A 12,623-nucleotide genomic window follows, 5' to 3' on the forward strand; every position below is an offset into this window, starting at 1 on the left:
TATATCTTTCATGGAATCTAATACCAGTGTTCACCAAGCTTTCATGTCTGGGCAATCATATTATTGTATTATCGCCAGTTCGCCACGTATAATAGAAGGACAGCCTATTCCAACACATTGAGGTGGAAAATGAAGTACATTTTTATGTTTTTAATTATTATTCCGGCGGCTGAAATCGCTGTCCTGCTGCTTTCAGGGCAAACAATCGGCATTTGGCCTACGATTTTACTCATTATCCTTACAGGCTTCCTTGGCGCTTACCTTGCTAAGCAGCAAGGATTGGAAACCATCAGAAGAACACAGGATCAATTAAGGAGAGGCATGATGCCTGGAGATGTTATTCTCGATGGAGTAAGCATCCTTGTTGGCGGAGTCCTGCTTCTGACACCGGGATTCATTACTGACATTCTGGGAATTTTACTTCTGGCGCCACCTACAAGGAAATTTTTTAAAGCATTGATGTTAAAGCTGTTCCGTAACTGGATGGATAAAGGAACCATAAAGGTTATACGCTAATATAAAAACGCCAACATCTATTGTTGGCGTTTTGTTATTTACACGGTGAAAATTCCTGCTCTTCGGAATAAAAGCTCGCAAGTTCCCTGTAATATAATTATTTGATAATCACTTCATCCTTCCCTTTGATGAATGTCCATACATCCTGGAATACATTCGCTCGTTGCAGGGTATTAAAGACAACCAGGACGACAGGACCGACAATCAGACCAAGGAAGCCGATGGTCTTGAACCCGACAAAAAGAGCAATCAAGGTTGCGAGCGGATCCAGCCCGATGCTGGAAGACAGGATTTTCGGCTCCATGACCTGCCTCTGCACGAGGACGACAATATATAAAACACCCAAACCAATTGCGGTAGCCATATCACCGGCGATTGCTTCATAAATGATCCATGGAACAAACACAGCGCCTGTGCCTAGATAGGGAATAATATCGACAATCCCTGTAACAAGGGCAATTGTGATGGCATAATCGATACGAAGGATCAGCAAGCCAATCAGGATGATGACCGTTGTGATCGATATCAGGGTAGCCTGAGCTTTCACGAAACCAAATAACGCCTTTTTTAAATCGATAAAAACGGTTCTGCTGCTTGTCCTTGCCCGTTTCGGCAGCAGCCGGTTACTCAAAGCGGATAATCTGTACCAGTCTTTGCTGATGAAGAAAGTCCCCAGGAGTGAGAAAATAAGAACGGTAGCTGCATTTGGGAACCATGATAGGATGTTGGGGATTTTTTCGAAAAAGTTCTTGATGAAATTCCCTGCAGTGGTTCCGATGTTGGCGCCGACATTCTGGATATTATTCATGATCGTATCCTGCTGGTCCGCTTCAAGGTTCTGGAACATTCCAGCCAACTGGTTATAAAGCGGAATGAGCTGCGCAGCGAATAAGTGCTCTACGTAATCAATCAGTGTAACAAGGTGTTCGGGAACAACCTTTGCGAGATATTCAGCTCCAGAAGCGATTTCTACAATAAGCAAAGTAATCAGTCCGGCAAACAATGACATAATCAGGACAAGGGCAATAATCACTGCCAGGGCCCTGGGCATTTTCACCCGTTCTTGAAAAAAGTTGACGAGTGGGTTCATCATAAATGCAATCAGAAACCCGATGATGAATGGATAGGTGACCTTTGAGACAAAAAATAAGGCTAATGCTCCTGCGACAATCACGCTGATGACCAGAATAAAGCGCAGTGTTCGATGAAGATATACGAGGTTCAAGCAGGTTCCTCCTTTTGGAATGGCCAATCTGGTGGGGGTGTTTCCAATTGTACGTCCTGCAAACTTGATGCCAGTCCTGAAAGTTTTTCTACAATATACGGTCTGTCCATAAAAAAGATTCGACCTCTATATGAAAATCCCTTTAAAAACCTCTTCTGCATGAAGAATATAATAGTGAATACGGACAAAGAATTGCAGCGTATATTAATAGATGCAATGCCAGGGATACTACTTGCTTGGTGCAATATTTTAAATTATGTTACAATAGTTTTAACCGTGGAAGGATGACAAATTTTATGCTGGAGCCTATGCTATTTTTACTAACTTTGCTGGTGATTGCCTTTGTGGCCAAGAACCAATCATTAATCATTGCGGTATTGGTCCTCCTTGTAATGAAGATTGCTGGATTTGAGGCTAAAACGTTTTCACTTATACAGGGAAAAGGAATTAACTGGGGAGTTACCGTCATCACGATCGCCGTCCTGGCTCCGATTGCGAGCGGGGATATTGGCTTCAAGGATTTATCAGGTGCGTTTAAGTCGCCATATGCATGGATTGCCCTCATTTCCGGAATGGCAGTTGCTTTGCTTGCAAAAGGCGGGGTTACATTGCTGGCTGAAGATCCGCATATCACTACTGCACTCGTCCTTGGAACGATACTGGCGGTTTCAATTTTCAAAGGTGTAGCTGTCGGTCCGCTGATCGGCGCAGGGATTGCCTATGCTGCAATGAAAATCTTTGATTTTCTTAAATAGCCTTTTTTTAAAATAATATTTTCTGCTGAATTAAGTTGTTTTCATTCACAAATGTCAGATAATTGTTTATAATAGGACTTGTAACTGCTTCCATTCTCTTATATAGGCTAAGGAGAGAAGCGGAATCCACGGTTTTATTCATTTCATAAAATGTAAGCATTTTCTTTTTTTTGACGGCTGCCTGAGCAAGCGCTCGATACCATCTTGTGTATGGCAAATCCGGTCGGAAACGGTCTGTCGCCGGCGTATGATTCGGCTTTTCGTATAAAGTGTCAGAAATTTCTTTTTTCTGATCGCTGTTCTGAACAGCAATTCAACATACAGACAAATTATGGGATATGGGGAAATTAAACTACAAAGGAGAGATTGAGTATGACAGTAACACGTGGTCTTGAAGGGGTAGTGGCAACAACATCTTCTATCAGTTCTATCATCGATGATACGCTGACTTATGTTGGCTATGACATTGACGATTTAGCTGAAAATGCTAGTTTCGAAGAAGTGATTTACCTATTATGGCACCGCAAGCTTCCTACAGCGGCAGAGTTGGACGAATTGAAGAAGCAGCTCGCAGAGAATGCAGCATTGCCAAAGGAAGTGCTTGAGCATTTCAAGATGTACCCGATCGATAAAGTCCATCCGATGGCTGCAGTTCGCTCGGCAGTATCTCTTTTAGGATTATATGATGATGAAGCAGATGTCATGGAGAAAGAAGCGAATTACCGCAAAGCAATTCGTCTTCAGGCGAAAATGCCAGCTATTGTTACCGCTTTTGCAAGAGTTAGAAAAGGCCTTGAGCCAATTGCTCCAAGGGAAGACCTTAATTTCGCAGCAAACTTCCTGTATATGCTGACAGGCGAAGAGCCTGAAGATGTAGCTGTAGAAGCTATGAACAAAGCTCTTGTCCTGCACGCTGATCATGAGCTTAATGCTTCAACATTCACAGCACGCGTATGTGTTGCGACACTATCAGATGTTTACTCTGGTGTAACAGCTGCTATCGGTGCATTAAAGGGACCTCTTCACGGAGGAGCTAACGAAGCAGTTATGAAAATGCTGACTGAAATCGGCACACTTGAAAATGTAGAGCCGGCAATCCGTGAAAAGCTTGCGAACAAGGAAAAAATCATGGGCTTCGGCCACCGTGTATATCGCCAGGGCGACCCTCGCGCAAAGCACTTGAGAGAAATGTCCAAGAGATTGACTGAACTTACTGGCGAACCACATTGGTACGATATGTCCACTAAGATCGAAGAAATCGTCACAGGCGAAAAGAACCTGCCGCCGAATGTGGATTTCTATTCTGCATCCGTATATCACAGCCTTGGCATCGACCATGACCTGTTCACGCCAATTTTTGCTGTGAGCCGTGTATCCGGATGGCTTGCGCATATCCTTGAACAGTATGACAACAACCGTCTGATCCGCCCTCGTGCTGATTATACAGGTCCTGGAAAGCAAGAATATGTTCCCGTTGAAATGAGATAATTTTTAGAAATAGAGGAGCAATATTTTACTTTTGGGTGAAAAATTGCTGTAATAGGAGAGTGAGGGCAGTCAGTCATTATTGCCTGGCTTCCCTGAGAAAAGGTTAGAGGCATACAAGCCTGCTAACCTTTGATTATGAATTGAATGAGGATTTTGGAGGGAGAGAAAACAATGCAAGGTGAAAAAATCACAGTCAAAGATGGAGTATTAAACGTACCAAATAATCCAATCGTTCCATTTATCGAGGGTGACGGAACAGGTCCAGATATTTGGGCAGCGTCGGTTAGAGTTCTTGATGCAGCTGTTGAAAAAGCTTATAAGGGTGAGCGCAAGATTGTCTGGAAAGAAGTTCTTGCTGGAGAAAAGGCATTCAACCAGACTGGCGAGTGGCTTCCAAGTGAAACATTAGAGTTGATCAATGAATACTTAATCGCGATTAAGGGACCTCTTACAACACCAATCGGTGGCGGAATCCGTTCCCTTAACGTTGCACTGCGTCAAGAACTTGACCTATTCGTGTGCCTGCGTCCTGTTCGCTGGTTCGAAGGTGTACCTTCACCTGTAAAGCGTCCTCAGGACACTGACATGGTTATTTTCCGTGAAAACACTGAAGATATCTATGCGGGTATCGAATATGCAAGCGGATCTGACGAAGTCAAGAAACTTCTTGAATTCCTGCAAAACGAAATGGGAGTAAATAAAATCCGTTTCCCTGAAACTTCAGGTATCGGTATCAAGCCTGTTTCCAAAGAAGGAACAGAGCGCCTTGTACGTTCAGCGATCAATTACGCCATCACAGAAGGCCGTAAGTCATTAACGCTTGTACATAAGGGCAATATCATGAAATTCACAGAAGGCGCGTTCAAAAACTGGGGTTATGAACTTGCTGAAAAAGAATTCGGTGATAAGGTATTCACATGGGCTCAGTATGACAAGATTAAAGAAGAACAAGGTACGGATGCAGCAAACAAAGCTCAGTCTGATGCAGAGGCTGCTGGCAAGATCATCGTTAAAGATGCGATTGCTGATATCTTCCTTCAACAGATCCTTACACGTCCGAAAGAGTTCGATGTTGTTGCAACAATGAACCTTAACGGCGACTACATTTCAGATGCACTTGCAGCACAGGTAGGCGGTATCGGTATCGCTCCTGGAGCAAATATCAACTATGAAACTGGCCACGCTATTTTCGAAGCGACTCATGGTACAGCTCCGAAATATGCTGGTTTAGATAAAGTTAACCCGTCTTCAGTAATCCTTTCAGGCGTCCTGATGCTTGAACACCTTGGCTGGACTGAAGCAGCTAACCTGATCGTCAAGTCAATGGAAAAATCAATCGCTTCAAAGGTTGTAACATATGACTTCGCACGGTTGATGGATGGCGCTACAGAAGTCAAGACTTCTGAGTTCGGTGATGAACTGATCAAGAACATGGGCTAAAAATGTGCGGAAGGCTATCCTTTTTAAGGATAGCCTTTACATAAATATCATATATTTTTAAAAATATATTCGTTCTGAGGAGGAAGCCTTATGTCATTGAAACGCAAAAAGATTTCTGTCATTGGTGGAGGATTCACTGGAGCAACTACAGCATTTTTACTGGCGCAAAAAGAACTTGGGGATGTAGTATTAGTCGATATTCCTCAAATGGAAAACCCTACTAAAGGGAAAGCGCTTGATATGCTTGAAGCGAGCCCTGTTCAAGGTTTCGATGCTAACATTACTGGTACTTCAAGCTATGAAGATACTAAAGACTCTGACATCGTAGTTGTAACAGCTGGTATTGCCCGCAAGCCCGGCATGAGTCGTGATGACCTGGTTCAGACGAACCAAAAGATCATGAAGAGTGTTGCCCAGGAAATCGCTAAGCACTCTCCTAATAGTTTCATCGTTGTGTTGACTAACCCAGTTGATGCTATGACGTATACTATTTTCAAAGAGTCCGGTTTCCCTAAAAACCGCGTAATCGGCCAATCAGGCGTATTGGATACAGCACGTTTCCGTACATTCGTAGCCCAGGAATTGAACCTTTCCGTAAAAGATGTTACTGGTTTTGTCCTTGGAGGCCATGGAGATGATATGGTACCACTTGTGCGTTATTCATATGCAGGAGGCATTCCTCTTGAGACATTAATTCCAAAAGAACGCCTTGAAGAGATTGTAGAGCGCACTCGCAAAGGCGGAGGCGAAATTGTCAACCTTCTTGGAAATGGCAGCGCTTACTATGCACCTGCAGCTTCGCTGGTAGAAATGTGCGAAGCAATCCTTAAAGACCAGCGCCGTGTTCTTCCGGCGATTGCCTATCTTGAAGGCGAATATGGATATGAAGGAATCTATCTGGGAGTTCCAACGATTCTTGGAGCCGGGGGAATCGAGAAAGTAATTGAACTTGAACTGACAGAAGATGAAAAAGCTGCCCTCGATAAATCAGCAGAATCAGTCCGTAATGTGATGGCTGTTTTGGCATAATACGGTCATTCATTCGGGAAACTTTTTACATCACATGCTATGACTCAATCGGTTCGAAAACAGCCTAAAAAGAATCGGGGAACCTTCCCCGATTTTTTTCCAATATGGGACGTATATTGTTTTCGGACAGGGGAATATAATGCAACTAAATCGAACTTCTATTGCAAAGGGGTAAGTGCTATGCTGCTTGGAAGAAAACGTAAGCTTGGCAGGAAAATAGAAGAAATGACTGTCGGAGAAAAATTGACATTAACAGAAAAGATTGAGGATAAAGACCTTCTGTTGTATTTGGGTTTGACGAATGATGCGAATCCTTTGTATATCCAGCATGATTATGCTTCACAAACACCATATGAAAAGCCGATTGTTCCTGCAATCATGCTGAATGGGATCATCACTTCGGCTGTTTCCAAATATCTTCCGGGACCTGGAAGCCATATTCTTAAGCAGGATATAGAGTATTTGAAACCTGTCTATCATTATGGGACAGTGCAATTCTTGTTTGAAGTGACCGAAGTCATCAAGAGCAAGCATAATGTTGAGATCACGGTTACTGGAAAAAATGAAGATGATGAGACAGTGGTAAAAGGCCGGATGCTCGTCTGTCCGCCATATCCAGTACAGCGCTTGGACGGTAAGGCATTGGAGAATTTTTGAGTTTTGGGATGTACATTCATTTGTACATCCTTTTTCATTTTATTCTAAAATTTGATTTTAGACAGCGGGTTGATATTATAATGTAGATAGAGCTAATTGGATGAATCAGGGGTAATAACTTTTTTGGAGGCTTATATGAACAAGAAGGTCTTGGTTGTGGATGATGAACAATCTATTGTGACACTGCTGAAGTATAATCTGGAGCAGGCTGGTTATTCCGTTGTGACAGGAATGGACGGTGAGGAAGGGATTCGCCTTGCTGCTGAAGAAAAACCCGATTTGATGGTCCTGGACTTGATGCTTCCGAAGCTTGATGGCATGGAAGTGTGCAAGCAGCTTAGGCAGCAGAAAATCAATGTACCGATATTAATGCTGACGGCAAAGGATGACGAGTTTGACAAAGTACTTGGCCTGGAGCTGGGTGCAGATGATTACATGACGAAGCCGTTCAGCCCGCGGGAAGTTGTTGCAAGGGTAAAAGCCATTCTTAGAAGGGTGCAGGCAGTGCCGGATCCCGTCGAGGAGAAGCCTGAGGACGAAGCCCAGATCAAAATAGGCGAACTCAGGATCATGCCGGATTTCTATGAAGCCTATTTCATGGAAGACTTGCTCGAATTGACACCGAAGGAATTCGAATTGCTTCTCTATCTGGCCAAAAGCAAAGGCCGGGTACTGACGCGTGACCAGCTGTTAAGTGCGGTCTGGAATTATGATTTTGCCGGAGACACAAGAATTGTAGATGTACATATAAGCCACTTGCGCGAAAAGATCGAACAGAATACAAAAAAGCCGTCCTATATCAAAACCATTCGTGGTCTTGGCTATAAGCTGGAGGAACCGAAGGGAGAATGACAAAGTACCGGACACGACTTTTATTTGCCCTCATTTCCTTGATCATCATCGTGTTAATAGGCCTGGGCCTTGTGTTGGGGCAATTATTCAAGAATTATTATATCAATTCATTCAATGAACGCCTGATGATTGAAATGAATCTTTTAACTTCCAATATCGAGCAAAACGGAGGGCTTGATTCGCTGGATAAAGAAGAAATTTTAAGGATGAGCCGGTTGTTGAATTCAAGGATCACCATCGTTGATCTGGACGGCGATATTCGTTACGACACTGGTGAACTATCAAGTACCAAAATCAGCAGGCATAGGGATATTATTGGGGATATTGTGGAAAATCCACCGAAATCAGAGAGCGACCTTGAAGTAGGCGGAGGCTTCGACCTGCATTATTATTGGAATCCGCTCAGCCATGAAGGTAAAAAAGAAGGCTATGTATTTCTAACTACAAAAATCGATGAGCTGCAGAAAGCATATCGCCAAATCTGGTGGATTCTTACCGTTAGTCTTGGCTTGGCCTTGGTTGTGATCATCCTCCTCGGTACAAGGATTACGAACCGCTATACGAAACCAATCGAGTCTGCGACAAATGTAGCGATCGAACTGGCAAAAGGGAACTACCGTGCAAGGACTTATGAAGATCATATAGATGAAACGGGGATGCTCAGTTCGTCCATCAATATCCTGGCCAGAAACCTTCAGGAACTGATGAAGCTAAAGGAATCCCAGCAGGATAGACTGACAACATTGTTAGAAAATATGGGCAGCGGTCTGATCCTGATTGACAGCAGGGGATTTATCAACTTGATCAATAAGCCCTACAAGGAAATTTTCAATGTGGAACCTTCTGAGTATCTGTATAAACTTTATTATGAAGTCATTGACCATGAGGAAATAATCAGGATGGTCGAAGAGATTTTCATGACTGAGCAAAAAGTAAGGAAGCAAGTTGTTCTTCCGATTGAGATTGAAAGACGCCATTTTGAAGTGTACGGAGTGCCAATCATCGGGACAAACAATGTCTGGAAAGGAATTCTCCTTGTCTTCCATGACATTTCGGAACTGAAAAAACTCGAGCAGATGAGGAAAGACTTTGTGGCCAACGTTTCGCACGAGCTTAAGACGCCCATCACTTCGATCAAGGGCTTTTCGGAAACACTTCTGGATGGCGCGATGCATGATAAAGATACATTGGAAGCTTTCCTTGAAATCATCTTGAAAGAAAGTGACCGCCTGCAAGTATTGATACAGGAGTTGCTTGACCTTTCCAAGATTGAACAGCATGGTTTCCATCTGTCAGCTGGAAGTGTGGATCTCCGCCAGCAAGCAGCTGAAGTCATTGAGATTTTAGAAGGAAAAGCTGCACAAAAGGATATCGTGCTAACGCTTGACCAGAAAGACCGTCAGGCAGTCATTGAAGGAGATGCTGACAGGCTGAAGCAGGTACTGATCAATCTCATCAGCAATGCCATAACGTATACACCAAATGGCGGCCGTGTGGAAATCTCTTTAATTGATCAGGATGACACTGTGTCTATTCTGGTAAAAGATTCAGGTATCGGTATTGAAAAAAGTGAGATTCCAAGGATCTTTGAACGCTTTTACCGTGTGGATAGGGCAAGGAGCCGGAATTCTGGGGGAACAGGCCTTGGCCTTGCCATCGTCAAACATATCGTGGAAGCCCATAGAGGACAAATTGAGGTAACCAGTCAAGTCGGCAAAGGAACCACCTTTACCATCAAGCTTTATAAGAAGCTGCCTCAATAAGGAAATGGTTGAAGGTGTTCATTGCCTGCTTGGGAGAAGTGAAAGCAGAAACTTAATGAATAGGAGGATTGAAATGACAGACAAATCGAAGAAATTGCCTCTGGAAGAGCAAGAGCAACTGCTACTGATTTTAAAAACACGTTTTGAAAAAAATATGAATCGGCATAAAGATATTGTCTGGGAGGATGTACAAGCCAGGCTTGAATTGAACCCGGAAAAAATATGGTCACTCAACGAGATGGAAAGAACAGGCGGAGAACCGGATGTTGTTGGCACTGAGAAAGAGACAGGAGCATACCTTTTCTACGACTGCTCAGCTGAAAGTCCAAAAGGCCGCAGAAGTGTTTGTTATGACCGTGAAGCGCTTGAGTCCAGGAAAAAGCATCCACCTGAAAATAACGCCATGGATATGGCAGCTGACATGGGAATTGAACTTTTAACAGAGCAGCAATATAGAAAGCTGCAAGAGCTCGGGAATTTCGATTTGAAAACATCGAGCTGGGTGCAAACACCTGATCATATTAGAAGCCTTGGAGGCGCAGTTTTCTGTGACCGCCGCTACAATATGGTGTTTTTATATCACAATGGAGCAGATTCGTACTACGCTGCAAGAGGATTCCGCGGAGTCCTCAAGGTGTAAGTTCGCAATTGGCCAAAAAGCTTTGGTGAAGAGAGGTTTTTCCAAATTTACATAGTCTTAACAAGGGATTTAATTTTTCTTAACACTTTCTTGTTATCATCATTAGTGAAAACCCCTTCATCCAAGGAGCCGAAAGAAGCACAAGCAGACCCCGCTTGTGCTTTTTTCATACCCAAAAATTCCACTCCGGCAAAATAATATTACAAATCTCATGCATTTTGAAACTTTTCTGACTTATAAACGTAAAAATCAACATAGACAGAAACACAGGAAGAGGGGAATCAGATGGTGAGCCTAAAAAAGATTTACGTGACGAGCGGGATTGTCGTTCTTGCCATTATTTTAGGACTTTCTGCTTTTACGACCTGGTATACGGTCGATGAATCAGAACAGGCGGTCATTTTGACATTTGGCAAGGTGGAGGAAGGAATCAGCGAACCTGGCTTGCATTTCAAGCTTCCTTGGCCGATTCAGAGTATTGAGAAGTTATCGAAGGAAACATTCAGCCTTCAGTTCGGCTATGAAGAGAAAAATGGAGAAATCGTCGAGTTTCCAGATGAAACGAAAATGATCACCGGTGACGAGAATATTGTGCTGGCCGACCTGGTTGTTCAATGGAAAATTACTGACCCGGCAAAATATTTATACAATGCGGATAATCCTAGAGAAATTTTGTATGATTCAACTTCAGCGTCTGTCAGAAGTATCATTGGCAGTTCCAAAATTGATGATGCCCTTACATCCGGGAAGGCACAAATTGAAGCAGATGTCCGTGACTTATTGTCATCATTGATTGAAAAATACGATATGGGGATTTCCGTCCTTGGTGTAAAACTTCAGGATGTTGAACTGCCAAACCAAGAAGTCCGGAAAGCTTTTACCGATGTAACGGATGCCCGTGAGACGATGAATACCAAAATAAATGAAGCGAAGAAGTACCGTAACCAGAAACTGAACGAAGCACAGGGTGAAAAGGATGCGCTCATTTCAAGGGCAGAAGGTGAAAAAGCTGCAAGAATAGAAAGGGCGCGCGGTGACGTGGCCGTATTCAATAAGCTGTATGTTGAATATAAATCGGATCCGGAAATCACCAGACAGCGTCTAATATTGGAAACACTTGAGCAGGTTCTGCCGGGAACGGAAATATACATCATGAATGATGACGGAAATACAATGAAGTACTTCCCGATTCGCCCGCTTGAAACAGAAAAGCCTAAGTCAGAGAAGGAAGGCAGTGAGAAGAATAATGGCTGATCAAAAAGTGATTGATTTGAAGGAACGAGGCGGCGGTTCGTTCAATTGGAGAAATTATACCAAGATGGGGATTTTCCTGATTATTCTCATTGCCCTTCTTGTTTTCATTTTCACCAACGTTTTCGTGGTAAAACAAGGCGAGTACAAGGTCGTCAGACAGTTCGGTGAGGTCGTTCGGATTATTAAGGAACCTGGGCTTAACTACAAAGTCCCGTTTATCCAGAGCGTATCCACTCTGCCAAAGTATCAAATGACCTATGATGTCTCGCAGGCAGAAATCAATACAAAGGACAAAAAAAGAATCCTCATTGATAATTACGCGATCTGGCGAATTGAAGATCCGAAAAAAATGATTTCCAATGCAAGGACGCTTGAAGGTGCGGAATCGCGCATGGAAGAATTCATCTACTCTGTTGTCCGTTCTGAACTGGGGCAGCTAGACTATGATGAAATCATCAACGATGAAAAATCCTCACGTGGTTCATTGAATGACAGGGTGACTGAAAAGGTCAATGAATTGCTGGCTGGCGGCAACTATGGTGTCGTTGTTACAGATGTCCGGATGAAAAGAACAGATCTTCCTGCGGAAAACGAGAAATCGGTCTTCACTCGTATGATCTCCGAACGTGAAACAAAGGCGCAGGAATATCTATCAATGGGTGATGCTGAAAAGAACAGGGTCATTGCCCAGACAGACCGTGAAGTAAAAGAGATTTTGGCAAAGGCGACAGCTGACGCAGAAACCATCCGCGGTGAAGGAGAAGGGGAAGCCGCAAAAGTATATAATCAAACATTCTCAAAAGATCCAGAGTTTTATACCATGTTCCGTACCCTGGAATCCTATAAAAAGACAATCAACGGCGAGACCGTCATTGTCCTCCCATCTGATTCACCTTACGCAAGGATGCTGATGGGTTACACAGATTAATAGAAGGCTGACAAAGGCCGTTATTTTTCTTTCTATCATCTCTCATGATAAAATAGGAAGGAATCTAACGGTCTTT

12 protein-coding genes are annotated in these 12,623 nt (G+C 43.3%); 11 read left to right on the forward strand and 1 reads right to left on the reverse strand.

The features are described 5' to 3' along the window. Positions 1–129 precede the first annotated feature (129 nt). Positions 130–516: an FxsA family protein gene (locus FS736_RS11915; protein ID WP_144477403.1), complete on the forward strand. Its 387-nt coding sequence runs from the start codon at positions 130–132 to the stop codon at positions 514–516. A gap of 97 nt (positions 517–613) precedes the next feature. On the opposite strand, the gene ytvI is transcribed toward FS736_RS11915, so the two are convergent. Next, positions 614–1,741 carry a sporulation integral membrane protein YtvI gene (gene ytvI, locus FS736_RS11920; protein WP_144477406.1) on the reverse strand — a complete coding sequence of 376 codons (1,128 nt, stop codon included), beginning with the start codon at positions 1,739–1,741 and terminating at the stop codon, positions 614–616. A gap of 296 nt (positions 1,742–2,037) precedes the next feature. Here ytvI and FS736_RS11925 point away from each other — a divergent pair, with 296 nt between their 5' ends. The 10 genes from FS736_RS11925 to hflC all read left to right on the forward strand — a co-directional run bounded on the left by FS736_RS11925 (position 2,038) and on the right by hflC (position 12,547). Continuing rightward, a complete protein-coding gene (locus FS736_RS11925) occupies positions 2,038–2,496 on the forward strand; it encodes a DUF441 domain-containing protein (RefSeq protein WP_144477409.1) in 459 nt (152 codons plus the stop codon). 372 nt (positions 2,497–2,868) lie between these two features. Beyond that, positions 2,869–3,984 (forward strand): citrate synthase, encoded by a 1,116-nt coding sequence (gene citZ, locus FS736_RS11930; RefSeq protein WP_144477412.1) that lies wholly within the window; start codon positions 2,869–2,871, stop codon positions 3,982–3,984. Between the two features lie 171 nt (positions 3,985–4,155). Continuing rightward, positions 4,156–5,424, forward strand: a complete 1,269-nt coding sequence (icd, locus tag FS736_RS11935; protein WP_144477415.1) for an NADP-dependent isocitrate dehydrogenase — start codon at positions 4,156–4,158, stop codon at positions 5,422–5,424. 90 nt (positions 5,425–5,514) lie between these two features. Next, positions 5,515–6,453 carry a malate dehydrogenase gene (mdh, locus tag FS736_RS11940; protein ID WP_144477418.1) on the forward strand — a complete coding sequence of 313 codons (939 nt, stop codon included), beginning with the start codon at positions 5,515–5,517 and terminating at the stop codon, positions 6,451–6,453. A 180-nt stretch (positions 6,454–6,633) separates the two neighbouring features. Then, positions 6,634–7,110 carry a MaoC/PaaZ C-terminal domain-containing protein gene (locus FS736_RS11945; protein WP_144477421.1) on the forward strand — a complete coding sequence of 159 codons (477 nt, stop codon included), beginning with the start codon at positions 6,634–6,636 and terminating at the stop codon, positions 7,108–7,110. 135 nt (positions 7,111–7,245) lie between these two features. After that, the gene (locus FS736_RS11950) at positions 7,246–7,962 is read left to right on the forward strand and encodes a response regulator transcription factor (RefSeq protein WP_144477423.1); all 717 of its coding nucleotides are present in this window, start codon (positions 7,246–7,248) and stop codon (positions 7,960–7,962) included. Beyond that, a complete protein-coding gene (pnpS, locus tag FS736_RS11955; protein WP_144477426.1) occupies positions 7,959–9,725 on the forward strand; it encodes a two-component system histidine kinase PnpS in 1,767 nt (588 codons plus the stop codon). The genes FS736_RS11950 and pnpS overlap by 4 nt, the downstream gene beginning before the upstream one ends. Before the next feature lie 73 nt (positions 9,726–9,798). Next, complete coding sequence (locus tag FS736_RS11960; RefSeq protein WP_395883515.1) at positions 9,799–10,365, forward strand: DUF4256 domain-containing protein; 567 nt, start codon at positions 9,799–9,801, stop codon at positions 10,363–10,365. 285 nt (positions 10,366–10,650) lie between these two features. Further along, positions 10,651–11,619 carry an FtsH protease activity modulator HflK gene (gene hflK, locus FS736_RS11965; RefSeq protein WP_144477433.1) on the forward strand — a complete coding sequence of 323 codons (969 nt, stop codon included), beginning with the start codon at positions 10,651–10,653 and terminating at the stop codon, positions 11,617–11,619. Further along, positions 11,612–12,547: a protease modulator HflC gene (hflC, locus tag FS736_RS11970; RefSeq protein WP_144477799.1), complete on the forward strand. Its 936-nt coding sequence runs from the start codon at positions 11,612–11,614 to the stop codon at positions 12,545–12,547. Before hflK ends, hflC begins: the two co-directional genes overlap by 8 nt. Positions 12,548–12,623 lie beyond the last annotated feature (76 nt).

The organism is Cytobacillus oceanisediminis 2691 (assembly GCF_007678455.1).
Lineage (GTDB): Bacteria > Bacillota > Bacilli > Bacillales > Cytobacillaceae > Mesobacillus > Mesobacillus oceanisediminis_A.